Source organism: Streptomyces sp. NPDC002566, from assembly GCF_042889585.1.
Classification (GTDB): Bacteria; Actinomycetota; Actinomycetes; order Streptomycetales; family Streptomycetaceae; genus Streptomyces.
Map to the genome: position 1 here is coordinate 41,044 of NZ_JBIARD010000005.1, position 27,000 is coordinate 68,043.

29 protein-coding genes are annotated in these 27,000 nt (G+C 72.4%); 20 read left to right on the forward strand and 9 right to left on the reverse strand.

Annotated elements, in window-relative coordinates; genetic code table 11:
• Positions 1-26: 26 nt before the first annotated feature.
• From ACFYXA_RS21725 to ACFYXA_RS21745, 5 genes are all read right to left on the reverse strand, one after another.
• On the reverse strand, positions 27-1,478 hold the full coding sequence (locus tag ACFYXA_RS21725; protein WP_389035211.1) for an ATP-binding protein: 1,452 nt from the start codon (positions 1,476-1,478) through the stop codon (positions 27-29).
• A complete protein-coding gene (locus tag ACFYXA_RS21730) occupies positions 1,475-2,209 on the reverse strand; it encodes a response regulator transcription factor (protein ID WP_351091815.1) in 735 nt (244 codons plus the stop codon). Before ACFYXA_RS21730 ends, ACFYXA_RS21725 begins: the two co-directional genes overlap by 4 nt.
• A gap of 187 nt (positions 2,210-2,396) precedes the next feature.
• On the reverse strand, positions 2,397-3,770 hold the full coding sequence (locus ACFYXA_RS21735) for a S1C family serine protease (protein ID WP_389035215.1): 1,374 nt from the start codon (positions 3,768-3,770) through the stop codon (positions 2,397-2,399).
• A gap of 204 nt (positions 3,771-3,974) precedes the next feature.
• The gene (locus tag ACFYXA_RS21740) at positions 3,975-4,997 is read right to left on the reverse strand and encodes a LacI family DNA-binding transcriptional regulator (RefSeq protein WP_352246644.1); all 1,023 of its coding nucleotides are present in this window, start codon (positions 4,995-4,997) and stop codon (positions 3,975-3,977) included.
• Positions 4,998-5,102: 105 nt separating this feature from the next.
• The gene (locus ACFYXA_RS21745; RefSeq protein WP_352246643.1) at positions 5,103-5,882 is read right to left on the reverse strand and encodes a response regulator transcription factor; all 780 of its coding nucleotides are present in this window, start codon (positions 5,880-5,882) and stop codon (positions 5,103-5,105) included.
• A 234-nt stretch (positions 5,883-6,116) separates the two neighbouring features.
• On the opposite strand from ACFYXA_RS21745, the gene ACFYXA_RS21750 reads away from it, so the two are divergent.
• The 8 genes from ACFYXA_RS21750 to ACFYXA_RS21785 all read left to right on the forward strand — a co-directional run bounded on the left by ACFYXA_RS21750 (position 6,117) and on the right by ACFYXA_RS21785 (position 11,495).
• The gene (locus ACFYXA_RS21750; RefSeq protein ID WP_389035220.1) at positions 6,117-6,968 is read left to right on the forward strand and encodes an alpha/beta hydrolase family protein; all 852 of its coding nucleotides are present in this window, start codon (positions 6,117-6,119) and stop codon (positions 6,966-6,968) included.
• A 58-nt stretch (positions 6,969-7,026) separates the two neighbouring features.
• Positions 7,027-7,281: a MoaD/ThiS family protein gene (locus ACFYXA_RS21755; RefSeq protein ID WP_130441819.1), complete on the forward strand. Its 255-nt coding sequence runs from the start codon at positions 7,027-7,029 to the stop codon at positions 7,279-7,281.
• Between the two features lie 2 nt (positions 7,282-7,283).
• Positions 7,284-8,615 carry a hypothetical protein gene (locus tag ACFYXA_RS21760; protein WP_389035224.1) on the forward strand — a complete coding sequence of 444 codons (1,332 nt, stop codon included), beginning with the start codon at positions 7,284-7,286 and terminating at the stop codon, positions 8,613-8,615.
• Between the two features lie 135 nt (positions 8,616-8,750).
• Positions 8,751-9,488 (forward strand): DUF2993 domain-containing protein, encoded by a 738-nt coding sequence (locus ACFYXA_RS21765; protein ID WP_352246640.1) that lies wholly within the window; start codon positions 8,751-8,753, stop codon positions 9,486-9,488.
• Positions 9,489-9,738: 250 nt separating this feature from the next.
• Positions 9,739-9,819 carry an Ms5788A family Cys-rich leader peptide gene (locus ACFYXA_RS21770; RefSeq protein ID WP_351335063.1) on the forward strand — a complete coding sequence of 27 codons (81 nt, stop codon included), beginning with the start codon at positions 9,739-9,741 and terminating at the stop codon, positions 9,817-9,819.
• 140 nt (positions 9,820-9,959) lie between these two features.
• The gene (locus ACFYXA_RS21775) at positions 9,960-10,805 is read left to right on the forward strand and encodes a sulfurtransferase (RefSeq protein WP_352246639.1); all 846 of its coding nucleotides are present in this window, start codon (positions 9,960-9,962) and stop codon (positions 10,803-10,805) included.
• Positions 10,806-10,846: 41 nt separating this feature from the next.
• Positions 10,847-11,134 (forward strand): DUF1416 domain-containing protein, encoded by a 288-nt coding sequence (locus tag ACFYXA_RS21780; RefSeq protein ID WP_006139129.1) that lies wholly within the window; start codon positions 10,847-10,849, stop codon positions 11,132-11,134.
• 100 nt (positions 11,135-11,234) lie between these two features.
• Entirely contained in the window at positions 11,235-11,495 is a 261-nt protein-coding gene (locus ACFYXA_RS21785) for a DUF3099 domain-containing protein (protein WP_130441828.1), read from the forward strand.
• Positions 11,496-11,713: 218 nt separating this feature from the next.
• Here ACFYXA_RS21785 and ACFYXA_RS21790 read toward each other — a convergent pair whose 3' ends face one another.
• Positions 11,714-12,076 (reverse strand): DsrE family protein, encoded by a 363-nt coding sequence (locus tag ACFYXA_RS21790; protein ID WP_351091797.1) that lies wholly within the window; start codon positions 12,074-12,076, stop codon positions 11,714-11,716.
• A gap of 255 nt (positions 12,077-12,331) precedes the next feature.
• On the opposite strand from ACFYXA_RS21790, the gene ACFYXA_RS21795 reads away from it, so the two are divergent.
• Genes ACFYXA_RS21795 through ACFYXA_RS21805 form a run of 3 tightly spaced genes read left to right on the forward strand, consistent with a single transcriptional unit; the run spans position 12,332 to position 14,352 of the window.
• Complete coding sequence (locus ACFYXA_RS21795; protein ID WP_130441834.1) at positions 12,332-12,907, forward strand: FABP family protein; 576 nt, start codon at positions 12,332-12,334, stop codon at positions 12,905-12,907.
• Positions 12,908-12,923: 16 nt separating this feature from the next.
• On the forward strand, positions 12,924-13,376 hold the full coding sequence (locus ACFYXA_RS21800; protein ID WP_351091788.1) for a transcriptional repressor: 453 nt from the start codon (positions 12,924-12,926) through the stop codon (positions 13,374-13,376).
• Positions 13,377-13,386: 10 nt separating this feature from the next.
• Complete coding sequence (locus tag ACFYXA_RS21805) at positions 13,387-14,352, forward strand: folate-binding protein (RefSeq protein ID WP_351334730.1); 966 nt, start codon at positions 13,387-13,389, stop codon at positions 14,350-14,352.
• A gap of 28 nt (positions 14,353-14,380) precedes the next feature.
• On the opposite strand, the gene dtd is transcribed toward ACFYXA_RS21805, so the two are convergent.
• Positions 14,381-14,806 (reverse strand): D-aminoacyl-tRNA deacylase, encoded by a 426-nt coding sequence (gene dtd / locus ACFYXA_RS21810; RefSeq protein ID WP_351091784.1) that lies wholly within the window; start codon positions 14,804-14,806, stop codon positions 14,381-14,383.
• A gap of 187 nt (positions 14,807-14,993) precedes the next feature.
• On the opposite strand from dtd, the gene ACFYXA_RS21815 reads away from it, so the two are divergent.
• The 3 genes from ACFYXA_RS21815 (at position 14,994) to ACFYXA_RS21825 (ending at position 18,357) form a co-directional block, all read left to right on the forward strand.
• On the forward strand, positions 14,994-15,764 hold the full coding sequence (locus tag ACFYXA_RS21815; protein ID WP_389036146.1) for an aerial mycelium formation protein: 771 nt from the start codon (positions 14,994-14,996) through the stop codon (positions 15,762-15,764).
• 91 nt (positions 15,765-15,855) lie between these two features.
• Entirely contained in the window at positions 15,856-17,127 is a 1,272-nt protein-coding gene (locus ACFYXA_RS21820; RefSeq protein ID WP_389035233.1) for a GNAT family N-acetyltransferase, read from the forward strand.
• Positions 17,128-17,439: 312 nt separating this feature from the next.
• Positions 17,440-18,357: a winged helix-turn-helix domain-containing protein gene (locus tag ACFYXA_RS21825; RefSeq protein ID WP_389035236.1), complete on the forward strand. Its 918-nt coding sequence runs from the start codon at positions 17,440-17,442 to the stop codon at positions 18,355-18,357.
• Here the strand turns inward: ACFYXA_RS21825 and ACFYXA_RS21830 are convergent.
• On the reverse strand, positions 18,347-18,529 hold the full coding sequence (locus ACFYXA_RS21830; RefSeq protein WP_130441847.1) for a hypothetical protein: 183 nt from the start codon (positions 18,527-18,529) through the stop codon (positions 18,347-18,349). The genes ACFYXA_RS21825 and ACFYXA_RS21830 overlap by 11 nt on opposite strands.
• A gap of 177 nt (positions 18,530-18,706) precedes the next feature.
• Here ACFYXA_RS21830 and ACFYXA_RS21835 point away from each other — a divergent pair, with 177 nt between their 5' ends.
• The 6 genes from ACFYXA_RS21835 to ACFYXA_RS21860 all read left to right on the forward strand — a co-directional run bounded on the left by ACFYXA_RS21835 (position 18,707) and on the right by ACFYXA_RS21860 (position 26,171).
• A complete protein-coding gene (locus ACFYXA_RS21835; RefSeq protein ID WP_389035239.1) occupies positions 18,707-19,585 on the forward strand; it encodes a winged helix-turn-helix domain-containing protein in 879 nt (292 codons plus the stop codon).
• Positions 19,534-20,334: an HAD family hydrolase gene (locus tag ACFYXA_RS21840; RefSeq protein ID WP_389035242.1), complete on the forward strand. Its 801-nt coding sequence runs from the start codon at positions 19,534-19,536 to the stop codon at positions 20,332-20,334. The genes ACFYXA_RS21835 and ACFYXA_RS21840 overlap by 52 nt, the downstream gene beginning before the upstream one ends.
• Positions 20,335-20,671: 337 nt before the next feature.
• Complete coding sequence (locus tag ACFYXA_RS21845) at positions 20,672-22,819, forward strand: phosphotransferase family protein (protein WP_389035245.1); 2,148 nt, start codon at positions 20,672-20,674, stop codon at positions 22,817-22,819.
• A gap of 9 nt (positions 22,820-22,828) precedes the next feature.
• Positions 22,829-23,446 (forward strand): TetR family transcriptional regulator, encoded by a 618-nt coding sequence (locus tag ACFYXA_RS21850; RefSeq protein ID WP_352246630.1) that lies wholly within the window; start codon positions 22,829-22,831, stop codon positions 23,444-23,446.
• A 66-nt stretch (positions 23,447-23,512) separates the two neighbouring features.
• Positions 23,513-25,576 (forward strand): HelD family protein, encoded by a 2,064-nt coding sequence (locus ACFYXA_RS21855; RefSeq protein WP_389035248.1) that lies wholly within the window; start codon positions 23,513-23,515, stop codon positions 25,574-25,576.
• A gap of 31 nt (positions 25,577-25,607) precedes the next feature.
• Positions 25,608-26,171, forward strand: coding sequence for a hypothetical protein (locus ACFYXA_RS21860; protein WP_389035251.1), 564 nt, complete (start codon positions 25,608-25,610; stop codon positions 26,169-26,171).
• Here ACFYXA_RS21860 and ACFYXA_RS21865 read toward each other — a convergent pair.
• Complete coding sequence (locus tag ACFYXA_RS21865; RefSeq protein WP_389035254.1) at positions 26,089-26,994, reverse strand: NAD(P)-dependent oxidoreductase; 906 nt, start codon at positions 26,992-26,994, stop codon at positions 26,089-26,091. The two genes, ACFYXA_RS21860 and ACFYXA_RS21865, sit on opposite strands and share 83 nt — an antisense overlap.
• Positions 26,995-27,000: the final 6 nt, after the last annotated feature.

Below are 27,000 nucleotides of genomic sequence, written 5' to 3' on the forward strand. Positions count from 1 at the left end.
CCGCTCGCTGCGGAAAGGTTGCCGCCCTATGGAGCTTCGGGAACCTCCGGCGGCGGCACGGGCGCGCCCGGCAGCCGTACGGTCGCCACCGTGCCGCCGCCCTCCGCGCGGGCCAGCGTGACCTGTCCGCCCGCCTCCCGCACCGTCCGGACGACGATCGACAGGCCGAGGCCCGAACCCGGGAGGGCGCGGGCGCCGGGGGAGCGCCAGAACCGATCGAAGACGTACGGGAGTTCGTCCTCGGGAATGCCGGGACCGTGGTCGCGGACGGTCAGCACGCCGTCGGTCAGCCGCACCTCGATCGTGCCGTCCTCGGGGCTGAACTTCACCGCGTTGTCGAGGATGTTGACCACCGCCCGCTCCAGAGCCGCCGGTTCCGCCCGCGTGAACCAGGGTTCCAGGGCCGCCGTGATGGTCAACTCCGGCCCGCGCAACCGGGCCCGGCGCAGGGCCGACTCCACGGTTTCCTCCAGGGACACCACCTGCACGCGCTCGCCCCGCTGCCCCTCCGAGCGCGAAAGGACCTGCAAGTCGCCGATGAGCGAGGCCAGTTCGCTCATCTGCGCCTTCACCGAATCGAGGAGCGCCTTGCGGTCGGCGGCGGGGAGGGGGCGGCCCGTCTCCTCGCTGCGGGTGAGCAGTTCGATGTTCGTGCGCAACGACGTCAGGGGCGTGCGCAGTTCATGGCCCGCGTCGGCGATCAACTGCTGTTGCAGCTCACGGGAGTCGGCGAGGGAGGCCGTCATCGAGTTGAAGGAACGGGAGAGCCGGGCGACCTCGTCGCCGCTCTCGTCCTCCACCGGGATGCGGATGCCGAGGTCCTCCGTCCGTGCCACGTGCTCGACGGCCTCGGTCAACTTGTCCACGGGGCGCAGCCCGGCCCGGGCGACGGCGAGACCGGCGGCGCCCGCGCCGACCACCCCGATGCCGGAGACGAGGAGGAGGATGAGGGCGAGTTCGTTGAGGGTGGAGTGGGTGCTCTTGAGTGACACTCCGACGCTGATGGCGACATAGGATGGCTGCCCGCTGGGGTCCTGGGCGGGCTGCGGCACGGTCATCACACGGACCGGGGTGCCGTCGTCGGCCGTGCCGTCGCGGATGACGCCCTGACCGGAGGCCCCGTTCTCGATCACGTCCTTGTCGGACTGGGTGACCTTGATCGCGCCGAGGGAGTCGTCGGTGACACACGGGGTGCCGTCGGCCATGACCACCTGGGTGTACAGGTTGCGGAAGGGCCTCGTGCTCTGCGGGGACTTCGTGCAGTTGAGCGAGGCGTACTGCAACTGCGCCCAGCTGCCGGGCTTCGACCGCACCGCCTGCTGGAGGTCGTCGTTGACCTGGTCGTACAGCTTCCCCTGCACGATGAACCAGCACGTCACCGACACCGCCGCCACCGCGAACGCCACAGCCGCGGCGACCAGCATCGACAGACGGGCCCTGATGGGGAGGGTCCGCAGCCGCCGTACGAGCTTGTTCACTCCGCGCCGCCCTGCCGCAACACGTAACCCACGCCCCGCACGGTGTGCACGAGCCGGGGCTCGCCGCCCGCCTCGGTCTTGCGGCGCAGGTACATCACGTACACGTCGAGGGAGTTCGACGACGGCTCGAAGTCGAAGCCCCAGACCGCCTTGAGGATCTGCTCGCGCGTGAGGACCTGGCGCGGGTGCGCCATGAACATCTCCAGCAGGGTGAACTCGGTCCGGGTCAGCTCCACCGGCCGCCCGGCCCGGGTCACCTCCCGGGTGGCCAGGTTCATGCGCAGGTCGGCGAAGGTGAGGGCGTCGTCCTCCTGGACGTGTTCCGCGGCGGCCGCCGCGTAGGAGCTGCGGCGCAGCAGCGCGCGGACGCGGGCGAACAGCTCGTCGAGTTCGAACGGCTTGACCAGGTAGTCGTCGGCGCCCGCGTCGAGGCCGGTGACCCGGTCGCCGACCGTGTCGCGGGCGGTCAGCATGAGGATGGGCGTGGTGTCGCCGGCCCCGCGGATGCGGCGGGCGGCGGTGAGGCCGTCCATGCGGGGCATCTGGATGTCGAGGACGACCAGGTCGGGCCGGTAGGCCGTCGCCTTCTCCAGGGCGTCGGCGCCGTCGACGGCGACCTCCGTGGCGTAACCCTCGAAGGCGAGGCTGCGCTGGAGTGCTTCGCGCACCGCCGGCTCGTCGTCGACGATCAGGATGCGCTGCGGGTCACGGTCGCCTTCGGCGGGGCTCATGGGCGTGGATTCCTCGGGTGCGGTGGGAGGACGGGAGGCCGGACGATCTGAACGGTTTCAGCCTCGCATGCTTCCCTGCGGGTGCGGGGATCGTGTCCGGACTCAGCGGACCCGCACGGTCCGGCGGCGCCGGCACCGCCGTCGTCACCTGCTTGACCATGACGCGCTCCCCGCTGGTCGAACGGGGTCAGTTGTCCGAGCCGCCCGCCCGCAGCGAGGGCAGGTCGGCCTTGACGGTGTTGATCGGGATGGCGAAGCCCAGGCCGACGCTGCCGGCGTCGGAGGAGGACGACGCGTTGGCCGCGGAGTACATCGCGGAGTTGATGCCGATGATGTCGCCGCCGGCGTCGATCAGCGCGCCGCCGGAGTTGCCCGGGTTGAGCGAGGCGTCCGTCTGGATCGCCTTGTACGTCGTCGTGGACGAGCCGGTGTCGCCGTTGAACTGACGGCCGCCGAACTCGAACGGCCAGCCGCCGCCCTGCTGTTGCTGCTGCTGACCCTGGCTCTCGTCCGTCGATACGGTCACGTCGCGGTTCAGGGCGGAGACGATGCCGCTGGTGACGGTGCCGGTGAGGCCCTCGGGGGAGCCGATCGCCACGACGGTGTCACCGACCTGGACGCCGGCGGAGTCGCCGAGGGTGGCGGCCCGCAGACCGGAGGCGTTCTGCAGCTTGATCAGCGCGAGGTCCTTGGCGGCGTCGGTGCCGACGACCCGCGCGGTGTACTGCTTGCCGTCGCTCGTCCTCACCTTGATCGAGGAGGCGCCGGAGATCACGTGGTTGTTGGTGAGGATCTCGCCGTCGCCGGTGATGATCACACCGGAGCCGGTGGACGAGCCGCCCGCGAGAGTGGCGTTGATCTCCACGACGCTCGGGCTGACCGCGGCGGCGATGGCGGCGACGTTGCCCGTCTTGCCGGCGGGGACGACGCTGGTGCTGGTCGAGGAGGAGACGACCTGGTCCTTGCCGGTCAGCTCCTGGATGCCGAAGGCCGTGCCGCCGCCGATCGCGGCCGCGACGATCGCCACGGCGGCGAGCAGCGCGAGCGGGCCGCGGGTGCGCTTCTTCTCCGGCGCGGCGGGGCCGGCGGGCACCGGGCTGAGCATCGCGGTTCCCCCGCCCTCACCGAAGCCGCCAGCCGCCCCGCCTTCACCGAAACCGCCGCCCGCCCCGCCTTCACCGAAGCCGCCAGCCGCCCCGGAGCCACCGAAGCCGCCAGCCGCCCCGGAGCCACCGAAGCCGCCAGCCGCCCCGGAGCCACCGAAGCCGCCAGCCGCCCCCGGGCCACCGAACCCCTCACCGACCCCGGAGCCACCGAAGCCCCCGCCGACCTGGGAGCCGGCGAAGTCCCCGCCGACTCCGCTCGGCACGTGCGCCTGCCCCTGCGGCTCCCGCTGCCACACCCCCGCCGGCTCAGCCGCCCGCGCCGCCGGCCGGTACGCCGGCGGAGGCGGCCACTCCGGGTTCACGGGGGTGGAGGCGTGCTGCGGGGCGCCCTGCTGAGGGTTCGCGTGGTTCTCGTACGCGTCGTGTTCGCCGCTGCGGCGGAAGCTCTCGGTCATGGAAGCGAGCTTCGCGCCCGACCATGAGAGGTCCCTGAGTGCTCCCTGAGAACCACGGCAGAACCTCGTCCGCCCGGCGTAAAGACGCCTCTCGGCACCCTGAGAGCCCTCTCAGGGAACCCTCATGAAGCCAAAGCCACCCTCATGAAGCCGGAGCCACCCTCATGAAGCCGGGGCCACCCTCGTGAAGCCGGGGCCGCGCGCCTACGAGCAGCCGCAGGAGCCGCGGACGACCAGCCGCGACGGAAACACCTTCAGCCGTTCGCGGCGTGAGCCCGCGACCCGCAGCCCGTCGTCCAGGACCAGGTCCACCGCCGCGCGGGCCATCGCCGGGCGGTCGGAGGCGACCGTGGTCAGGGGCGGGTCGGCGAGCGCGGCCTCCTTGATGTCGTCGAAGCCGGCGACGGCCAGCTCGCCGGGGACGTCGATGCGCAGTTCGCGCGCCGCCCGCAGCAGGCCGATCGCCTGGTCGTCGGTGGAGCAGAAGACGGCGGGCGGGCGGTTCGGGCCCGACAGCAGTTCCAGGCCCACCTGGTAGGCGTCGTACCGGTTGTAGGGGGCCTCGAAGAGCCGCCCCTCCGTGCTGACCCCGGCCTCGGCCATGGCGCGCCGCCAGCCCTCGACGTGGTCGGAGACGGGGTCGCCGACGGCGGGGGTCTCGGCGGTGCCGCCGACGCAGGCGACGTACTCGTGGCCGTGCTCCAGCAGGTGGCGTACGGCGAGCTGTGCGCCGCCCTGGTCGTCGGTGACGACGGCGACGTCGTCGATGGCCTCGGGCCGCTCGTGGAGCAGGACCACCCGGGCGTCCCAGGCGTCGATCTCGGCGGCCGCGTTGTCGTTGAGCGCGTGGCTCACGAGGATCAGGCCGGAGACCCGCATGCCGAGGAAGGCGCGCAGGTAGTGGACCTCGCGCTCGCCGATGTAGTCGGAGTTCCCGACGAGCACCATCTTGCCGCGCTCGGAGGCGGCCTGTTCGACCGCGTGCGCCATCTCCCCGAAGAAGGGCTGGCGCGCGTCCGGCACGATCAGGCCTATGAGGTCCGTGCGCCGGGACGCCATGGCCTGGGCGACGCGGTCGGGCCGGTACCCCAGTTCCTTGATCGCGGCGAGTACGCGCTCGCGCGTGGCCGGGGCGACCGGCCGGGGTCCGTTGTTGATGACATAGCTGACCACGGCAGTGGACGTCCCTGCCAGCCGCGCTACATCGTCCCTAGTCACCTTGGCCACGCGCGGAGTCTACGCGGATGGACCCGCTGCGGGCAGGGCGTGAAAGCGCCTTCCCGCGCGGCCGCCGCGCGCTCCCCGGGCGGCCGTCGCGGGTACCGGCCGGTACTAGGCCTCTGCCGAGACCTCTTCGGCGTTCAACGAAGGCGTGTTGTCCGCATCCTCCGCCTTTGAGTGGTCCGCCTTGCCCTTGCTCTCGTCCGCGGCGCGGTCGATCTTCTCGGGCGTAACGAATCGGTAACCGACGTTGCGGACGGTTCCGATCAGCGACTCGTGCTCGGGGCCCAGCTTGGCGCGCAGCCGCCGTACGTGGACGTCGACGGTCCGGGTGCCGCCGAAGTAGTCGTAGCCCCAGACCTCCTGGAGCAGCTGCGCACGCGTGAACACCCGGCCCGGGTGCTGGGCCAGGTACTTCAGCAGCTCGAACTCCTTGAAGGTGAGGTCGAGGACGCGGCCCTTGAGCTTCGCGGAGTACGTCGCCTCGTCGACCGACAGGTCGCCGTTGCGGATCTCCATCGGGGAGTCGTCGTTGACGATCTGCTGGCGGCCCATGGCCAGTCGCAGGCGCGCCTCCACCTCGGCGGGGCCTGCGGTGTCGAGGAGCACGTCGTCGATGCCCCAGTCGGCGGTGACGGCGGCGAGGCCGCCCTCGGTCACCACGAGGACCAGCGGACAGCCGGGGCCGGTCGAGCGCAGCAGCTGGCAGAGGCTGCGGACCTGCGGCAGATCACGGCGCCCGTCGATCAGGATGACGTCGGCGCCCGGGGTGTCGACGAGGGCGGGGCCCTCCGCCGGAGCCACGCGCACGTTGTGCAGCAGCAGCCCGAGCGCGGGGAGCACCTCCGTCGACGGCTGGAGGGCGTTGGTCAGGAGCAGCAGAGAACTCATACGTCTGGTTCCTCCTCGGTCCCTGCGAGGACGCTTCGGGTACTGCGGCACTTCGGCACCGCGCTGCTTCGGTACGGCGGTACGCGGGTACTGCGTCACTTCGGCTTTGCGTTCCCGGGGGCCCGTACACCGGCGGTCACCTGGAGTTTCCCGCTTCGTATACAACGCTTCCGAAAGCACAAAAGGACCCGGGGGCAACGCTGCCCGAGTCCTCTGTCCAGCACAATAGCCCACATGAGCAGCAGCCGGGCAGGTCATCGGGCCGGTAGTCCGCACTCCGAGACGGACGGACACCCGCCTTCCCGGACGTTTCTGCGCACGGCCGACGGTGTTTCCATCGACGCCGTGTACGACCCGGGAAAGGTCGCGCACCACACCTCACGTCCTCTTTCCGGCACCGGACGCACGCGTTCCCTTCACCCGGTGTTCGTCATCGCGCACGGATTCACCGGAGACGTGGATCGGCCGCATGTTCGGCGGGTGGCGTCGGCGTTCTCCGCGTACGGGGCGGTCGTCACCTTCTCCTTCCGCGGCCACGGCCGCTCCGGCGGGCACTCCACCGTCGGCGACCGCGAGGTCCTCGACCTGGCGGCGGCCGTGGAGTGGGCCCGCGGACTCGGCCACGCGCGCGTGATCACCGTCGGCTTCTCCATGGGGGGCTCGGTGGTGCTGCGGCACGCCGCGCTGCACCCGGGGACGGTGGACGCGGTGGTCTCGGTGAGCGCGCCCGCCCGCTGGTACTACCGGGGCACCGCCCCCATGCGCAGGCTGCACTGGCTGGTCACCCGCCCCGCGGGCCGCCTGGTCGGCCGCTACGGCTTCCGCACCCGGATCCACCGCCGGGAGTGGAACCCGGTGCCGCTCTCCCCGGCCGAGGCGGTCCCGCGGATCGCGCCGACGCCGCTGCTCCTGGTCCACGGCGACAGCGACGGCTACTTCCCCCTCGACCACCCCCTGATGCTGGCCGAGGCCGCCGGTGGGCACGGCGAACTCTGGCTGGAGCACGGCATGGGCCACGCCGAGAACGCCGCCGCCGACGCGCTGCTCGCCCGGATCGGGGACTGGGCCGTCTCCCGGGCGGGCTAGCCTGAGCCTGTCGAGCGTCGACAGATCGAGTATTCGAGTCAGGAACCAGAGGAACGGCATGGCAAAGGTCACGGTGCGCTACTGGGCGGCCGCCAAGGCCGCGGCCGGGGTCGCCGAGGAGCCGCACGAAGCGGCCGACCTCGCCGAGGCGCTCCGTGCCGCGCGCGAGCGACACCCCGGCGACCTCGCGCGCGTCCTGCAGCGGTGCTCGTTCCTCGTCGACGGCGACCCGGTGGGCACCCGCGCACATGAGACGGTACGGCTGGCCGACGGCGGCACGGTCGAGGTGCTCCCGCCGTTCGCAGGAGGGTGAGGATGAGCGACCAGCCGTATCGACAGGGGCAGGGCCACGAGGGGGAGAACCCCTATGCCCAGCAGCAACAGCAGCCGCAGCAGGCGTGGCCCGGGCAGCAGCAGTACGGGTACGACGACCAGCAGGCCCACCTCCAGTACACGCAGGAGTGGCAGGGCCAGACCTGGGAGACCAGCGTGCAGCCGCAGCTCGACGCGACGGACGCGGCGCGGACGGCGTACCTGCCGCAGCAGACGGGCGAGGCGCCCGCGTACGGCGCCGCCCCCCAGTCCGGCGCGCTCCCCCCGGAGACCGGCGCCCCGACGGTCTGGCAGCACCAGTCGCCCTACGGCACGCAGCAGCCGTCCCACACGCCTGTGCCGGGCAACCCCTACGCACCCGAGTCCGGCGCGGGGCACGACCCCGCCCACGGCGCGGCTCACGGCCACGGGCCGTCCGCCTACGGCCCCACGGCCGAGCCGGCCCACGGCGGCACCCCCGGGCAGCCCCCCGTCGGCGCGCCCGCCGAGCCGGCCCCCGCCGCCTCCGGCGGCGACAGCCGCGGTTACGGTCCCGCCACCCTCGCCGGCAACGCCCGTGTCACCGACGCCCAGCGGGCCCGGCTGGAGGGGCGGTCGCCGATCATCGAGCCCGGGATGCAGCCCGCGGCGCTCACGGCGCTGCTCGGACTGCTCCTGTCCACGACGGCGGCCGTCGGCACGTACGCGCTGCTCGTGCCGGTCGTCGTCCTCCAGGCCGTCACCGCGGCGGGCTGGTTCCGGCTGAACGGCATGTGGCCGGCCCGGCAGGGCATCGCGCTGGCCTTCCTGGGCGCGCTGGCCGCGGACGCGGCGCTGCTCGTCGCCGGCCGGGAGAACGCCCCGGCGGCCATCCTCGGCACGCTCGGCGTCTGGGTCCTGCTCTGCCTGGTCCTCCAGCTGCGCTCGCACGCCGACCCCGACGAGCGGATGTACGGCCTGATGGCGACGGTCGCCTCCGCGGCCCTCGCGATCGTCGCCACCGGTCACCTCGGGGCCGACCCCGACGCGGTGACCGTCGGCGCGGCGGCCGTCGCCGTGGCCGCCCTGGCCAGGGCCCTCCCGCTGCCGACACCGGTGTCGGTGGTGGTCGCCCTGCTCGCCGCGGCGGGCGCCGGCATCGCGGTGGGCGGGATGACCGGCCTCGGCGCGAAGGGCGCGCTGCTCGGCGCCGGCGCGGCGGTCTGCGCGCTGATCGGCCACCGCGTCGCGAGCTACGACTACCCGTCCCGTTTCGTCCACTTCACGGCGGGCGTGGCCCTGCCGCTGGCTGCCGCCGCCCCGGCGGTGTACATCCTGGGCCGGACCCTGGCCTGAGCCACCCGACCGCATCGCGGCGGGTCCCTCACTGTCACAGGTGGTCGACAGATCCCGGTCACCCCTCACCAGGGGGTTACCGTGTGTGGGCACTGAACTGTCCGTCGGACACACCCGGGTGGGGGACCAACCGCAATGCGCGCGCTTCGAATACTGCTGGTCGTCGTGGTGATCCTCGGCGGTCTCTTCGTCATCGCCGACCGTCTCGCCGTGAACTTCGCCGAGAACGAGACCGCGGAGAAGCTGAAGGCCAACGAGGGCCTCGCCACCACGCCGGACGTGTCCATCAAGGGCTTCCCCTTCCTCACCCAGGTCGCCGGCGGTGAGCTGGACGACGTCGAGGTGGGGATCAAGGACTACGAGGCGACGGCGGGCACGGGCGGCGAGAAGATCCGCATCCAGGACCTCCAGGCGAACATGAAGGGCGTCGCGTTCTCCAGCGACTTCAGCTCCGCCACCGCCGCCGACGCCACCGGCAGCGCGTCGATCTCGTACGCCGAGCTGCTCAAGGCCGCCAAGTCCGAGCCCAACCGGGTCGGGCCGGGCGTCACCGCCCGGGTCGTGGGCCTGTCCGACGGCGGCAACGGCAAGATCAAGGTGACGGTCGAGGCGTCCGTCCTCGGCAACAAGCTGCCGCAGCCCCTCACCGTGCTCAGCTCGGTCGCCGTCGAGGGGGACACGGTCCGGGTGCACGCGGACACGCTGCCCAGCTTCGGCGGGGTGCGGGCCGCGGAGAACGAGGTGCGCTCGATCACCGACTTCCAGCAGAAGATCGACGACCTGCCCGGCGGCATCAAGCTGGACAAGGTCGAGGCGGCGGCCGACGGTGTGGAGATCTCGGTGAAGGGTTCGAACGTCCGCCTGGCCGGGTAGGGCCGTTCTCGGACGGTACCCGCGAGGTTCCGGCCACCCGAGGAGCCTTCCGGGCGGCGAGTGTCCGACAGGCGAGACGCCGCCGTCCGTACCGTAGATACGAGCGCCCCCGCACGCGCCCGGAAGCCGTCCCGCGACGGCCCGGGCGCGTCGTCGTTTCTTCACCCGTCCCGAAATGCGGACGATCGCATCTCACCATTCGGCACGCTGATGACATGCCGCCCTTTCCGTCCCTACGATCGACAGCATGATGCAGCGACAGGCGGATCTCACGAAGCGGCGGGCAGTAGACCTGTGCCGCGTCGCCGCCATGCTCTGTCGCCCCTTCTGAGCGCAAGGCGCCGCCCGCCTTCCGCGCCCTCCCGGCGCCCTAGATCTCGAGGGCATCCGTGCGCCCGGCCGCAGGCGAGTCCCGGCCGCGCACCCTTCTTCATCCCACCCCCGCCGCAACTGCCCCGGAGGAGAACGAGCATGAGCCGCAGCGACGTCCTGGTCGACGCCGACTGGCTGCAAGACCACCTGGACGACGAGAACATCGCCGTCGTAGAGGTGGACGAGGACACCTCGGCGTACGAGAAGAACCACATCAAGAACGCGATCCGGATCGACTGGACCAAGGACCTCCAGGACCCGGTCCGCCGTGACTTCGTCGACCAGGAGGGCTTCGAGAAGCTCCTGTCGGCCAAGGGCATCGCCAACGACACCCTGGTGATCCTCTACGGCGGCAACAACAACTGGTTCGCGTCCTACGCCTACTGGTACTTCAAGCTCTACGGTCACGAGAACGTGAAGCTCCTCGACGGCGGCCGCAAGAAGTGGGAGCTCGACGCCCGCGAGCTGGTCGACGGCACCGACGTGCCGGAGCGCCCGGCCACCGACTACAAGGCCAAGCCGCAGGACACCTCGATCCGCGCCTTCCGCGACGAGGTCGTCGCCGCGATCGGCTCGCAGAACCTGGTCGACGTCCGCTCGCCCGACGAGTTCTCCGGCAAGCTGCTCGCCCCCGCGCACCTGCCGCAGGAGCAGTCGCAGCGTCCGGGTCACGTCCCGAGCGCCCGCAACATCCCGTGGTCGAAGAACGCCAACGACGACGGCACCTTCAAGTCGGACGACGAGCTCAAGGAGCTCTACGCCGAGGAGCAGGTGGACCTCGCCAAGGACACCATCGCCTACTGCCGCATCGGCGAGCGCTCCGCGCTGACCTGGTTCGTCCTGCACGAGCTGCTCGGCGTGGAGAACGTCAAGAACTACGACGGCTCCTGGACCGAGTACGGCTCCCTCGTCGGCGTGCCGATCGAGCTCGGCGCCAGCAAGTAACCACCCCCGACCGACCTTTCAACGAACTCTGGAGTAGCAGCATGTGTGGAGCGAAGGCCGGCGGCCCGGACGCCTCGACGATCAAGCCCGGTGAGACCACGATCCAGGGTCAGGTGACCCGCGACGGCGAGCCCGTGACGGGCTACGTCCGTCTGCTGGACTCGACGGGCGAGTTCACCGCGGAGGTCCCGACCTCCGCGACGGGCCAGTTCCGCTTCTACGCGGCGGAGGGCACCTGGACCGTCCGCGCCCTCGTTCCCGGCGGCAGCGCCGACCGCACGGTCGTCGCCCAGCAGGGCGGCCTCGCCGAGGTCGCGATCGCCGTCTGAGAGGTCGCCTTCCGAGGCACGACGTGACGGTCGCAAGGGCCGCACCCCGCGGGTTGGACGCCTGGGGTGCGGCCCTTGGGCGTGCACCTACGCTGGACGTATGTACGCACGCCGGAGGCGTCTCTACTTCGCCATGATGGGCACCTGTGTCGCCCTGTTCGTCCTGGCCTGGGGAGTCGTGCGCCTCTGGTCGACGCCGGTGGCCGTCGGGATGTGCGTGGTGGCGATGGTCATCCCGCCGCTCGCGGCGATCGTCGCCAACCGGCGCGGACCCGAGGACCGCTGGTGGGACGCCCCGTCCGGGGACACGAAGTCCGACGAGTGGTGGGACGAGCTGGACGGCAGGAAGCGCCACCCCTAGGGCGTGTTTCGAAAGTAGCGTCTTCCGCCCGCAGGGCGGGGCTCGCGGCGCCTGGTGCGTGCGATCGCAAGGCGGAGGGTCGCCCTCGTACTGGGCGTACGAGGGCGATCCCGACAACGCGGCGAGCGCGCGTGCCAGGCGCCGCGAGCCTGGGGGTACCTCCCACGCCCTTAAGGCAGTGGGGGAGGGACTTTCGAAACACGCCCTAGCGGCGCGTCTCAGTAGACGAGCGCCTGCGTCTCGTCCCCGAGCGCCTCCTGCACGAACACCTGCGCGCCCGCGATCCGTACGCCCTCCAGGACGTCCCCCTCCGAGATGTCCCGCCGGGCCGCGCACTGCGTGCACAGCGTGATCCGCCCGCCGGCCAGGATCGACTCGATCAGGTCGGGCAGCGGCGCGGCGTGCGGCAGCTCGAACTCGGCGGCCTTCCCGGGCAGCGCGAACCACGCGGACTCCCCGGTCAGCCACAGCGACACCTCGACCCCACTGGCCACGGCCACCGCCGCGACGGTGAACGCCTGGGAACACCGCTCAGGAGCGTCGGCCCCCGCCGTCACCTTCAGCACAAGCTTCTTCGCCATTCCCGAATCGTAGTCAGAGCCGCTCCTCGGCCGCCCCCCTGGGCGCACCTCGCGCGGAGGGCGTCGGGGTGGCCGCGTAAGCTGGGGGGCGGCCCTGTGTCGTACCGAACCGCGCTCATGCGAGGAGCACCCCGTGGAGATCTTCTTCGAAGCCCTGCTGGTCCTGGTCTGCGTCGGCGTCCTCGCCTTCGCCGCCCTGACCGTGAAGAAGCTGTACCAGGGCCAGCGCTGACCCCCGTCTAGGAACTGTCACCCATGATCGAGATCCCGTCCGACCTCCACAAGGACCTCGTCCCCCTCGCCTTCCTGCTGGGCACCTGGGCGGGCGCGGGCGTGCACGACTTCCCCGGCTCCGAGAAGTGCAACTTCGGGCAGGAGGTCACCTTCAGCCACGACGGCCGGGACTTCCTGGAGTACCGCTCGCACACCTGGGTCCTGGACGGCGACGGCAACAAGGTCCGCCCCCTGGAGTCGGAGTCCGGCTTCTGGCGGATCGACGGCCTGCGCAAGGTCGAGGTGACGATGACCCGCGACGACGGCGTCATCGAGATCTGGTACGGCGAGCTGGCCGACAAGAAGCCGCAGATCGACCTGGTCACCGACGCCGTGGCCCGCACGGCCGCCTCCCGCCCCTACACCGGCGGCAAGCGCCTGTACGGCTATGTGAAGAGCGACCTCATGTGGGTCGGCGAGAAGCAGACCCCCGAGGTCGAGCTGCGCCCCTACATGTCGGCGCACCTGAAGAAGGTCGTCACCCCGGAGGAGGTCGAGCGCTGGGCCAAGGCCCTGCCCGACGACATGCCGGACGACGGCATCGCCTTCTTCAAGTAGTCCTAGACTCGTCGGTGTGGTGAGCACCGACTGGAAGAGCGATCTCAGGCAGCGCGGCTATCGGCTGACGCCGCAGCGACAGCTTGTCCTCGAAGCCGTGGACACCCTGGAGCACGCGACCCCCGACGACATCCTCGTGGAAGTGAGGAAGACGGCGTCGGGGGTCAACATTTCCACCGTGTACCGGACCCTGGAGCTCCTGGAGGAGCTCGGGCTGGTCAGCCATGCCCATCTGGGGCACGGCGCGCCGACCTACCATCTCGCCGACCGGCACCATCACATCCATCTGGTGTGCCGGGACTGCTCGAACGTCATCGAGGCGGACGTGCAGGTGGCGGCCGAGTTCACGGCCAAGCTCCGCGAGACCTTCGGCTTCGACACCGACATGAAGCACTTCGCGATCTTCGGCCGCTGCGAGGCGTGCACGCGGAAGGCCGGGGCCGCCGAGAGCCCGACCGCCGGGTCGTAGGCTTGCGTTCATGAAGAGCCCCCTGCTGTCCCTGCCCGGCGCCGTCCCCGCCGAGGGCGTGGACGAAGGCGTCGCGGCCCACTACGGGGACCTGTTCCGCGAACAGCGCGCCCTCGCCGACGGCGCCGGCTTCGTCGACCTCTCGCATCGCGCGGTCGTCGCCGTGACCGGCGAGGACCGGCTGAGCTGGCTGCACCTGCTGCTCACCCAGCACGTCAGCGACCTGCCCGCCGGCGAGGCCACCGAGGCGCTGATCCTCTCCGCGAACGGCCACATCGAACACGCCCTCTACCTCGTCGACGACGGCGCCACGGTCTGGGCCCACGTCGAACCCGGCACGCAGGACGCGCTGATCGCGTACCTGGAGTCGATGAAGTTCTTCTACCGGGTCGAAGTCGCCGACCGCACCGCCGACTTCGCGGTCGTCCACCTGCCGGCCGGCTCGATCGCCGAGGTCCCCGAGAACGTCGTGGTCCGCGAGACCGCCCACGGCCGGGACCTCTTCCTGCCCCGCGCCGACCTGGAGTCGTACGCCGCGAAGTCCGGCCCCGCCGCCGGGATCCTCGCCTACGAGGCGCTGCGCGTCGAACAGCACCGCCCGCGCCTCGGCTTCGAGACCGACCACCGCACCATCCCGCACGAGCTGGGCTGGATCGGTACGGCGGTCCATCTCCAGAAGGGCTGCTACCGGGGCCAGGAGACGGTCGCCCGGGTCCAGAACCTGGGCAAGCCCCCGCGCCGCCTGGTCTTCCTCCACCTCGACGGCAGCGAGGTCCACCTCCCGCCCGCCGGCACCGAGATCCGTACCGCCGACGAGGGCCCCGACGGCCGCAAGATCGGCTTCGTGACGACGTCCGCGCGCCACCACGAGCTGGGCCCGGTGGCGCTGGCCCTGGTCAAGCGGAACGTCCCGGTGGACGCCCGCCTCATCGCCGGCGAGACCGCCGCGGCCCAGGAAGTCGTCGTCGAGCCGTAGGCCGGTCGGAAACGGCCGGCAGCCCCGCTCAGATCTCGATCAGCACGGTGAACGGGCCGTCGTTCGTCAGGGAGACCCGCATCTGCGCGCCGAACCGGCCCGTCGCCACCGTCGCGCCCAGCGCGCGCAGTTGAGCCACCACCTCGTCGACGAGCGGCTCGGCCACGTCGCCGGGGGCGGCCGCGTTCCAGGTGGGGCGGCGGCCCTTGCGGGCGTCGCCGTAGAGCGTGAACTGGCTGATCACCAGCAGCGGCGCGTCGATGTCGCTGCACGAGCGCTCGTCGGTCAGCATCCGGACCGACCACAGCTTGCGGGCGAGCTGGGCGGCCTTCTCCTTGGTGTCCTCGTGCGTGACCCCGACGAGCACGCACAGCCCCTCGCCGTCGATCGCGCCGACCGTCTCGCCGTCCACGACGACGCTCGCGCCGTCCACCCTCTGCACCACCGCACGCATGCGCCCCATCATGCCGTGCCCCCGCCGGCCGTCGGCCGGGGGGTCGCTTTTTGATCCTTAGGTCTCCTTACGGCCCTATCTGAGGCCGTTCGGGGGCACTCGGTCACATTGCGGCCACTTGGGGTGGCACGATGCTCCCACACGCCGGTCGAGGGGACGGTAGAGGCACATGAGCACTTCGAGCACCGTGAGCACAGTGGGCGCCGCGAAGCCGGCCGGGCGCTGCCCGGCGGCCGCGGCGACCACCGGCGAGGGCGTCCCCGGCGGGGCCGGCGCGGACAGCACAGGGGGCGGAACCGGGGCGGGCACAGCCGGCACCGGCACCGGCGCGGGGCCGACAGGGGGTCGCGCCGCCGCCCGCCCCCAACGCCCCCCGGTGCAGCGCACCGACAGCCCGCCCCGTGGGCTCCCCGTCGAGCCGCCCGCGCCGGACCTGCCCCGGCTGAGCCTGCCCGAGCTGCGCACCCTGCGCCGGGACGCCCAGCGTGACGAGGCCGACCTGAGTTACGTACGGCGGCTGCTCCAGGGGCGGATCGACATCCTGCGCGCGGAGCTGGCCCGGCGGGCCCCGGCGGCCGTTCCCGCGCCGGCCGAGGCGTCCATGGTGGCCAGGCTCCCGGAGATCCTCACCGACGCCCCGGCCCGCCACCGTTCCTCCGCCCGGCACGTCACGCTGGGCACCCCGTACAGCGAGGAGTACGGCAGGCTGGCCGCGGAGATGCTCTCCGAGGTCGAGCTGTCGGACCTGGACGCCCGCACGGACGAGGAGCTGCACGAGGCGATGGCCCGTCTGGTCCGGTACGAAGAGCAGGTCTCCAGCCGCCGCCAGGGCCTCCAGCGCACCGCCGACGGCTGCGGGGCGGAGATCACGCGGAGGTACCGGGAGGGCGAGGCGCAGGTCGACGACCTGCTCGTGTGCGACAGCCCGCCCGGGAGCGCCCCCTCCGGGGAAGCGTGAGGCGAGGCCCTTCGGGGCCGGCGCGGGAGGGGCGGCGGGGGCGGAAAAAAATCCCCGCACCTCTCGCCCGGCCCCGCCTACCGTGGCTCCCATGACCTCCCGAGCCGACGCCGACGTCCCGATAGAAGTACGCCCGATCACCGATGCCGAACTCCCCGACTGGATGCGCGCGGTCAACACCGGCTTCCTCAGCAGCGCGGCCATCACCGACCGTGAGATCGCCGACCGCCGCACCAACCTCGCCGGGTCCCGCGTCTCCGCCGCCCTGGACGCGGGCCGGTGCGTCGCCACCTTCCGTTCGTTCCCCCAGGAGCTGACCGCCGTGGGCGGTGCCCAGGTCCCCGCGGACGCCGTCTCCGCCGTCACCGTCTCCCCGACGCACCGCCGCCGGGGCCTCCTCACCCGGCTGATGACCGACGACCTGGCCGCCGCCAAGGAGCGCGGCGACGTCGTCGCCACCCTCATCGCCGCCGAGTACCGGATCTACGGCCGCTACGGCTTCGGCCCGGCGACCACGTCGACCGAGTGGTCGGTTGACGTGCCCCGCTCCGGCCTCGACCCGCGCTGGTCGGGCCCGGAGGACGGCGGCCGCGTCGACCTGGTCGACGGGGAGGAGGCCCGCAAGGTCGGCCCCGAACTGCACGAGCGGCTCCGCCTCGCCCAGCCCGGCGCGGTGAGCCGTACCGAGCACTGGTGGGAGGTGGAGACCGGCGTGCTGCGGCTGCACGGGGAGGCCTCGTGGGCCGAGCCGTTCTACGCGGTGTACCGCTCGGCGGACGGCGAGGTGCAGGGGCTGGTCTCCTACCGGGCGGACGACAAGTGGGGTGACGCCAAGCAGCCGATGAACACCGCCTCGGTGCGCTGGCTGATCACCTCGACGCCCGCCGCGGAGCGCGCGCTGTGGCACTTCCTCTGCTCGATCGACTGGGTGGTGCGGGTGAAGTCGGGTTGGCGGGGCCCCGACGACCTGCTGCCGCAGCTGCTGCCCGACCCGCGCGCGGCCACCGTCACCACGCAGGCGGACTGGCTGTGGGTGCGGATCCTGGACGTCGTACGGGCGCTCGAGGCGAGGACGTACGGCGCGTCGGGGGCGCTGGTGCTGGAGGTGGCCGACGGCGGCGGTCTCGCCGGGGGCCGCTATCTGCTGGACGCGTCCGGGGACGGCGTCTCCTGCGCCCCGACGACCCGTACGGCCGATCTCACCCTGGACGTGGCCGACTTGGCGAGGCTGTGGCTGGGCGACGAGTCGGTGACGCGGCTGGCGGCGCTGGGCCGGGTCCGGGAAGAACGAGCGGGCGCCGCCCGTGAGGCCGACGCCCTGCTGCGTACGCCCGGGCGACCGTGGTGCCCGGACATGTTCTGAGGCTCCTTCCAGCTCGTCCGTAGCCGTGGCTGTCGTTTCCTCCGTGCTTGTTCAGTTGTGGCTGTGCGGGTGACGACGATCTGTAGTTGTGGCTGTGCGGGCGATCTGCAGTTGTGACTGTGCCTCGGTGCCGGCCTGCGCGGGCTCCCGGCTCCCCTCCGGAAGGGAGCCCGACCGGCCAACCGTCTGAAAGTTTGACCACGTTGTTGAAGTTGGCAGCCAACTTCACTGTACTTATGTCCGTTTGGAAGCGTCCTATAACCATCTCTCCTTGAACTGCCGCAAGATGGCGAGAAGTTGTAGTGTTCGGTCGTGGAGCCGGAACATGCCTCCGTCAAGGGGCGGGGGAGCCCGGGGCGGCCGGCGCGGCCGCGGCCGACCCCCCGTGACGTGGCCGACGAGCTGCGCACCCGGATCAGGACCGGGGTGCTGCGGCCGGGCCAGCGCATGCCCACCCAGGCCAGGCTGGCGGACGAGTTCGGGGTGGAGCGGGGCGCGGTGCGCCAGGCGCTGCGCATTCTCCAGGCGGAGCGCCTGCTCACCAATGTGACGAAGGGCGCCCCGGCGACGGTCGCCCCGCACTCCGGCGCGAGCGGTTTCCCGGCCGGGCCGGGGACGCCGCCGCAACCCACGATGGCGGCGCTGACCCCGCGTATCGTCGAGGCGTTCGCCGCTCCGCACGTGCGGATCGACGCCCTGTGCCTGACGGCCGTCTCGCTGACCCTCGCCATCGGCGAACCGCTGCGGCGGATCCACGCCGGGGAGCTGAAACCGGCCAAGATCGAGGTGCGGGTCCTGCTGCCGTCCCGGGACATCGAACTGGCCTTCCCGACCCCGGTGGACGCCTCGGAGGCCGGGCGGCTGCAACGCCGCTGGCTGTCCCACCGCAACGCCCAGGGCCAGGTGCTGCAGCACAACCTGCTCACGCTGCGCGAGACGCACGGCATCGACGTCGACGTCAGCTTCCGCGCGCTGCCCTTCACCCCGCCGGTCAAGCTGTACCTCCTCAACGGCACGGAGGCGCTGCTGGCGTACTACACCGTGCAGCGCCGCGAGCAGGAGATCGACCACGAGCAGCTCCAGATGTACGACGCCGAGGGCACGCGGTCGGTTCTGTTCGCCTTCGAAGAGGGCGCCGGGCCGCGTGACTCGGCGTTCGTGAAGCAGTCGCTGCGCTGGTTCGACGCGCTCTGGGAGACGATCAGCTCCGGGCTGACGCTCACGAGTTGACGGCGGGGCCGCTGACCAGGAGGGCGAGGATCACGGCGCCTGCGGAACTGACGCCGGGGCGGCCGGTCCTGATGCCGACGGTGAGCATGAGCAGGCCGACGGTGCCGGCGGTGCCGTACTTCCACTGGACGGCCTGTTCGAGAACGGCGGAGAGGACGGTGAGGGCGGTCATGGCGGTTCCTCTCTTCGGATGTGCTGCGGAGGCGGGTCCCTTCGGAGACGCTGCGGAGACGGGGTTCTGCCAACTGGGCCAAGTTGGCAACCAACTCTGATAATGTTGTCCCCACTTGGCAGCAACTACTAAACAACTTCCAAGCAACTGCCCTCAGATGGATCGAAGTTGTAGCGTTTGGTCGTGACCCAGGAGAACGTGGCCGTGAACGGCAGCAGAAGGCTCTCGCCCCAGGAGATCGCCGATGTCCTGCGCGAACGCATCCGCGTCGGGGATCTCAAGGCGGGCGACCGCCTGCCCACCCAGGCCGAGCTGGCTCACGAGTTCGACGTCGAGCGGGGCGCCGTACGCCAGGCCCTGCGGGCGCTCCAGGACGACGGACTGCTCACCGACGTCAGCAAGGGCAGCCCCCCGCGCATCGCCGAACCCCCGGCGCCGGCCCGGGAAGAGCCCCAGCCCACGATGGTCGCCCTCGCCCCTCGCCTGACCGAGGCCTTCTCCGCTCCGCACGTCCGCATCGACGCCGCCTGCCTCACCTCCGAGAGCCTCATCCCGGCCCTCGGCGAACCGCTGCGCCTCATCCACGGCGGCAGCATCCGCCCCGAGCGGATCGACGTGCGCATCCTCCTGCCCTCGCGCGACATCAACCTCGCCTTCCCCGTCCCCGTCGACGGACGGAGCGACGACGACCCGGTGCACCAGCGCTGGCTGGCGATGCGCAACGCCCAGGGCCACGTCCTGCGGCACAACCTGCTCACCCTGCGCACCCACGGCGTCGACGTCAACGTCACCTTCAGGGCCCTGCCGTTCACCCCGCCGGTGAAGCTGTACCTGCTCAACGGCAGCGAGGCGCTGATGGCCTACTACATGGTCGAGCGCCGGGAGGAGCCGACCGAGGACGGCACCCTCGAAATGTACGACGTGCTGGGCACCGAGTCCCTGCTGTTCTCCTTCGAGAAGGCGGCCGGCCGGCGGGACGCCGCTTTCGTCGAGGAATCCCAGAAGTGGTTCGACGCCCTCTGGGAAACAATCACCTCGGACCTGACACTCTCCTAGTGACTTCTGATACGACGCAGACTGATCTGGTGGCATCCGAGACCGAGGACACAACCGTGGATCTGCGGGAAACGATCAGGCGTGCCCGAGTCGTGCTCTGGGACTTCGACGGACCGATCTGCCGGCTGTTCGCACGGCACTCGGCCGAACTGGTGGCCGACGGCCTGGTGGAGTGGCTGGAGGGACGCGGACTGCGCGGGCTGCTGACGGAGTCCGAACGGGAGTCGCTCGACCCGCACGCCGTGCTGCGCGCCGTGGACCGCCGCCACCCCGGCAGCGACCTCGTCGCGGAGCTGGAGGAGCGCCTCACCCAGGAGGAGCTGAAGGCCGCCGCCTCGGCGATGCCCACCGCCTGGGCCGACCCCCTGATACGCACCTGGTCGGCCGTCGGCGCCCGCCTGGCCATCACGACCAACAACTCCCCCCGGGTGGTCGGCGCCTACCTGGACAGCCGCGGCCTGACCGGCTGCTTCGCGCCCCATGTCTACGGCCGCACCCAGGACCTGCACCTCCTCAAGCCCCACCCGCACTGCCTGCGCCGCGCCCTCAACGCGACAGGCTCGGCGCCCGGCACCGCGCTGATGATCGGCGACACCCCCGCCGACTTCCAGGCCGCCCGCGAGGCAGGCGTCCCCTTCCTCGGCTACGCCCGCAACGAGCGCAAGGAAAAGCTCCTGAGAGACGCCGGAGCGACGACCGTGGTGGCCTCGCTGGAGGCGGTGCTGGACACCGTCAGACAGGCGCCCTGAGTCGAACGGGGTGACGGTCGCGGCGTCTTCTCACGTCTTCGCACCACCCGGCTCGGGAGCTGCGCTACAGTTCCGCAATCGCGTGAGCAACAGCTCCCGCCGGCACGTACGAGACGGCGAACAGGCCCGATTCCTCGACCACGCCGGACGCGTCTGAGCGGTGATCAACCCAATGGCCCAGCTCAAGGCGGTCCGGGCGTGCGCGGCAGCACACGGCATCTAGCGTTTGCCGTATCCATTCGACGAGTGTGAGCACCGGAGCGGCCCAGTGGGCGACGACCCTGTTTCCCCCCGCCCCTTCGGGGGGCGAACGGCCGCACGGAGCAGGTCCGCCGCCGTGCTCCACGCCTTCGTCCGGGACGCGGCGTCGACCCCGTCGGCCGGCGGTCCCCACCGTCGCGACCATGTGCTGGACCTGCCGCCGGATGTGGCCCGGATCGTCGGCGGGCAGGCCGGAGCACCGGTCACCGTGCGGATCCGGCGCTCCGACGCGCTGCCCGCGGTGATCAGGACCTGGCGCGGGGAGAAGGCCGTCCAGAACGCCGTCCGCGCCGTCCTGCCGCACACCCCGCGGTGCCTGGCCGAGGGGCCGGGGTTCGCCGTGCACAGCCATGTGCCGGGCGAACCGCTGTCGGCGCTGTGCGGAAACGGTAAACCTGTCGACGCGCTGCTCGTCGAGTCACTGACCACGCTGCTGGCCCGGCTGACCCAGGTGCGCGCCTCGGCGCTGCCGCCCCTGCCGTCGGCGTGGCCCGCCAACCACACCGACAGCCGCGCCTTCCTGCGGACCCTGGCCCGGCTCGCCGACGAGCAGATCCGCAGGCCCAACTGGGCTGTCTTCGGCGGCCTGTTCACGGCGCTGGGCATCCCCGCCGACGCCCTGTCCGCGCTGGCGGAACGGGTTTTGCCGATGACGCGGAGGCCGTACAGCCTGCTCCACACCGACCTGCGCCGGGACAACCTGATCGTCCGCGACCCCGACGGCGACGCATCCGTCGTCTGCGTCGACTGGGGGTCGGCCACCTACGGGGACCCGCTGCACGACCTCGCCACCCACCTGGTGCGCATGAGGTACCCGCGGCACCAGGAGCAGGAGGTCACCGAGGCCTGGGCGCGGGCCATGCGGCACGTCCGCCCCGCCGCGGTGAACGGCCTGGCCAAGGACCTGGACCACTACCTGGCCTTCGAGAAGGCGCAGTCCGTGTACCCGGACGTCATGCGCGCCGCGCGGTCCCTGGAGCGGTCGTTCACCCAGGAGAGCCTGGAGGAGGCGACGGCGGAGGTGCACCGGGCGGTCCTGGCGGCGACCGAACCGCTGCGGCTGAGCCGTGTCCCCACCCCCCTGGAGATCGAGGGCGCCCTCTTCCGCTGGCTGGCCTCGCGCGGCCTCGACGACATCGGCGGCCGGCACCAAGGCGCCGGGGCCTTCGACTGGAAGCCCGACCCCCGCCTCCCGGAGCACCCCGACTTCCCGGCGTCCGCGGTCCGGGACGCCCTGCTGGCGGAGGGCGCCGCCCCGGCCGGCCGGGTGGTGAAGGGCACCGCGCACCTCAACTCGGTGGTGCGGGTGCCGGGCGTCGAGTTCCCGGTGGTCGTCCGGCGCAGACTGCGCGACGTCTGCCGCAGGGAACCGAGCTTCCTCAGCGAGCACGCGGTGCTCCGCGCCATCGAGGACTCCGGCGTCGAGGTGGCCGCCCCGAGGGTCCTCGCGCTGGGCACGGACTTCACCGGCGACGCCTTCGCCGTCCACACCTACGTGGGCCCCTGGGACGTCGACCTGCGCCCCGTCCACCCCGTGAACGGCCTGCGCCCGCACGAGGCCGACGCTCTCGTGGACCAGCTGTGCGCCCTGACCGCCGTGAACCACGAGAGCGTCGACCCGGCGGCGGGACAGGGCGGCTTCCACGCCTGGCTCACGGGGCAACTCGTCGCCCTGGTGAGGGACCTGCCCAGGGATTCCATGCGGCTGGCGCGGTCGCTCGGCCTGCCCGACCACCAGCGGCTGGGGGAGATCCTCTCCCGGCACACGGTCACCGACCGCGTGCCCGCGCTCCTGCACGGCGACCTCAACCCGTGGAACCTGGTGTGCCGCGACGACGCGCTCGGACTCACGATCATCGACTGGGAGATGGCACTCGTCGGCGACCCCCTCTACGACCTGGTCCGGCACATGCACCTCACCCCCAACCGCCAGGAGATCAGGGAGCGCATGGTCCGCCGCTGGGAGCGGCGGCTGGCCCCCGAGTACACCCGGGACTGGCGCCGCGACTGGCGCGTCTACCGCTGCGTCGAGATCGTCCGCTCCGCCTACATCGACCTCGACCGCCTGGTCACCGGCGCCGCCCTGGACGCCCCCAACGTCCGCCGCGCCGTCGACTCCTACGCCTCCACCCTGGTCGCCGCCACCACGGCCCTCGGCCTGCCCGTCCCCCCGACGACGAACCCGTACACGGCCCGCGCCCGGGTGAGGACGGCGGATGCGTAGGCTCGCCCCATGAGCGAGCCCGGCCTGCGTGAACGCAAGAAGCGACGGACGTTCCAGAACGTGTCGGACACCGCCGTACGGCTCTTCGTCGAGCGGGGGTTCGACGCGGTGTCCGTCGCGGAGGTCGCGGCGGCCGCCGAGATCTCCAAGCCGACGCTGTTCCGGTACTTCCCGGCCAAGGAGGACCTCGTCCTGCACCGGATCGCCGACCACGAGCGGGAGGCGGCCGACGTGGTCACCGCGGCGCGCGCCGAAGGCGCCGCCCCCCTGCCCGCGCTGCGCCGCCGCTTCCTCGACCTGCTGGCCGCCGCCGACCCCGTCACCGGCCTGAACGACGACCCGGAGGTCCGCGTCTTCCACACCCTCCTCTACGGCACGCCCGCCCTGGTCGCCGGGCTCCACGCGCATGTGGAGCGCTCCGAGGCCGCCCTCGCCGACGCCCTGGGCGGCGACCTCGACGCCAGGCTGGCGGCCGGTCAGATCGTCGCCGTGCGGCGCGTCCTCGCGGAGGAGAACTGGCGGCGGATCGAGGCCGGCGAGCGGGTGGCGGCCGTCCGCCCGGATGCGGTGGCGGCGGCGGAGCGGGCGTTCGCGGGGCTGGAGGCGGGGCTGCCGCACCTCGCGTGAACGATCACCAGGTGAAGCCCGGTAAAAAAATTAACTCGGTAACGTTATTGGGCTAGGGTCGTCGGCATGACGTCTCCCGCTGCCGCCCCACGCCCCGAGGACCCCGCCGAGCTCCACACCTCCCTCCGCCGCGAACGCGCCCACCACGACGCCTGCCGCACGGCCCTCGCCGCGATGGTCGCGGGCGCCGACCTCCAGGTCGTCACCGGCGAGGACGTCTCCGCCTCCGGCGCCGACGCCGAAGTGCTCGGCCACCGGCTGCGCAGCCAGGCCAAGGCCCTGCGCGAACTCCCCGAAGGGCCCCTGTTCTTCGGACGGCTGGACTTCGCCGAGGGCGCCGGCGACCACGCCGGGCTCAGTCACCACATCGGCCGCCTCCGCATCGCCGAGCACCCGGCCGCCCCGCCCCTCGTCGTCGACTGGCGCGCGCCCGTCTCCCGCGCCTTCTACCAGGCGAGCCCCCGCGAACCGCTGGGCGTCGCCGTGCGCCGCCGCTTCGGCTGGGCGCCGGGCAGCCGCGGCGACTCCGCCGATCTGACCGCCCTGGAGGACGAACACCTGGGCCACGGCGAGCACGGACACGGCGACCTCCTCACCCGCGAGATCGAACGGCCCCGCCTCGGCCCGATGCGCGACATCGCGGCCACCATCCAGCCCGAGCAGGACGACCTCGTCCGCGAGGACCGGGACCGGTCCGTGTGCGTGCAGGGCGCCCCCGGCACCGGCAAGACCGCGGTGGGCCTGCACCGGGCCGCCTACCTCCTCTACACCCACCCCCGGCGCGTCCACCGCGACGGCGGCCTGCTGATCCTCGGCCCCCACCGCGGCTACCTCTCCTACATCGCCGAGGTCCTGCCCGCCCTCGGAGAGACCGGCGTCCGCCAGTCGACCCTCCTCGACGAGATCGCCCGCCACCCGGTGAGCGCCGTCGACCCCGCCGGCACGGCCGCCGTCAAACACGACCCCCGGATGGCACAGGTGCTGCGCCGGGCCCTCCACGGCAGGGTGACCGCCGCCCGCGTCGACGATCTCGCCGTGCCGGACGGCTCGTACCGATGGCGGGTCACGGGCGACGAACTCGCCCGCATCGTGACCGACGTCCTCGCCGAGGCCCCGCCGTACGAGGTCGGCCGTGAGCGCGTACGCAGCCGGATCACGCGCCGGATCCAGGAGCAGGCCGAGCGCCGCGGGGGACCGCGGCCGGCCGCCTGGCAGCGCCGGACGCAACGGTCGCGTCCGGTCAGCGCCTGCGTGGACGCCGTATGGCCGAAGGCGCGACCGGAAGAGGTGCTGGCCGAACTCCTCACCGATGCAAAGGCGTTGGGCGAGGCCGCGCACGGGGTCCTCGGCCCCGCCGAGCAGCGCGCCCTCCTCTGGCCGCGCCCGCCCCGCTCGTACAGGTCCGCGCGCTGGTCTGCGGCCGACCTCGTCCTCCTCGACGAGATCGCCGGCCTCGTCGAACGCCCCCAGGGATACGGCCATGTCGTGGTCGACGAGGCGCAGGACCTCTCCCCGATGGAGTGCCGGGCCATCGCCCGCCGGGCGCCCTCGGGGGCGCTGACCGTCCTCGGCGACCTGGCCCAGGGCACCACGCCCTGGGCGGCGCGCACCTGGCCGGAGCTCCTCGCCCACCTGGGCCGGCCCGACGCGGCGGTGGTCGCGCTGACCACCGGGTTCCGGGTCCCCACAGCGGTGCTCGCCCTGGCCAACCGGCTCCTCGCCCGCCTCGACGCCGGCGTCCCGCCCGGCCGCTCCCTCCGGCGCGACGGCGAACTGCGCATCCGGCGCGCGCACGGCGGCCTCACGGCCGAGGTGGTGGCCGCCGTGCGGGACGCCCTCGCCCACGAGGGCTCCGTAGGCGTCGTGACCCCGGACGCCGACGCCTCCCGCATTCGCCAGGCCCTCACCGCGGCCGGGATCCCCCTCGCCGCCGACCCCGCCGACCCGGCCGCACGGGTGGCGGTGATCGCCGCGACGGAGGTCAAGGGCCTCGAGTACGACCATGTCGTCGCCGTGGAACCGGCGGCGATCGCCGAGGCGGAGGAACGCGGCCTGAACCGGCTCTACGTGGTGCTGACCCGCGCGGTGACGCGCCTGGAGGTGGTTCACGAGCGGGAGCTGCCCTGGTGAGGTTCCGGGGCGGGTGGGATGGTGGGCGGTGATGCTGCTCTTCCTCGACGTCGACGGGCCGTTGATCCCCTTCGGGGGGCCGGGGCCGTATCCGGTTCACCGTCCTGGCCCCTCCTGGGGACCTTGGACCGCGCCGGACGAGGTGCATCCGCTGCTGTCCCGTCTCGACCCGGCTCTCGGGCCTCGCCTGCTCGCCCTCGGGTGTGAGCTGGTGTGGGCCACGACCTGGCTGGAGGACGCCAACGCGGTGGTGGCGCCGTGGCTCGGACTGCCCCCGCTGCCGGTGCTGGAGCCGCCGCGTACGCCGGCCCCGTCCGGCCCGCACTGGAAGACGCCGCCACTGCTGGACCGGGCGGCCGGCCGGCCCTTCGTCTGGATCGACGACGAGATCGGCGCCGTGGACGAGGACCTGGTCGCCGCCCTGCACCCGGGCCCGGCCCTTCTGCACCGTGTGGACCACCGGCACGGCCTCACGGACGCCGACTTCGAGGTGCTGGAGGGGTGGCTGCGGGTTAATGCCGCGCCGGCGTCTGCTTCGGCTCGATTTCCTCCACCACCCGGATGTAGCCGTCCGCGCCGTGCCCCCGGCCGATGACCCGGCGGGCCTGGCCCTCCACCGCCCGCATGACGGCCGCGTCGATGCCGTGCGCCTCGGAGGCGTCGATGACGTGCTTCATGGTCACCGCCGCCGACGTGACGGGGTAGGCCTCGCCGGAGAAGGTGGCCTCGTCCACCTCGGCGGCGGTCTCCGCGAACTGCGCCGGGAGGATCGCCGCGATGCCCGCGGCGTACGGGGCCAGCTCACTCGCGGTGACCCCCTCGGCGCGGGCCAGCGCCACGGCGTGGGCCCAGCCCGCCTTCGCCGTCCAGAACACGTCGAGCAGCGCCACGTCGTGGGCGGCGGCCCGGCCGATCTCCTCACCGAGGTGGGTGTGGGAGCCGCCGAAGGCGCGCAGCGCGGGCAGCCACTTCTCGTAGAGGTCCGCGGGCCCGCTGTACAGGAACACCCCGGCGGGCGTTCCGATGGTGTCCGTCGGCGTCATGATCGCGCCGTCCAGGTACCGCACTCCGTGCCGGGCCGCCCAGTCGGCGGTGTCCCGGGCGCGGGCCGGGGTGTCGGCGCAGAGGTTCACGACCGTGCGCCCCTTGAGCGCGGCGGTGACCGGCTCCGCCCGCAGGACGGCGTCGGCGGCGTCGTAGTCCCGCACGCACACCACCGTCAGCGCGCTCGCCGCGACGGCCTCCTGCGCGGTGTCCGCTGCCACGGCGCCCCGTTCGACCAGCTCCCGGTCCCGGCCCGGGGTCCGGTTCCACACCGTGGTGCGCAGCCCCGCGTCCAGGAAGGCGCCGGTGAGCGCACGCCCCATGGGGCCCAGCCCCACAACGGTGACAGAGAGGTCGGCAGACGATGAGGACATGGCTCA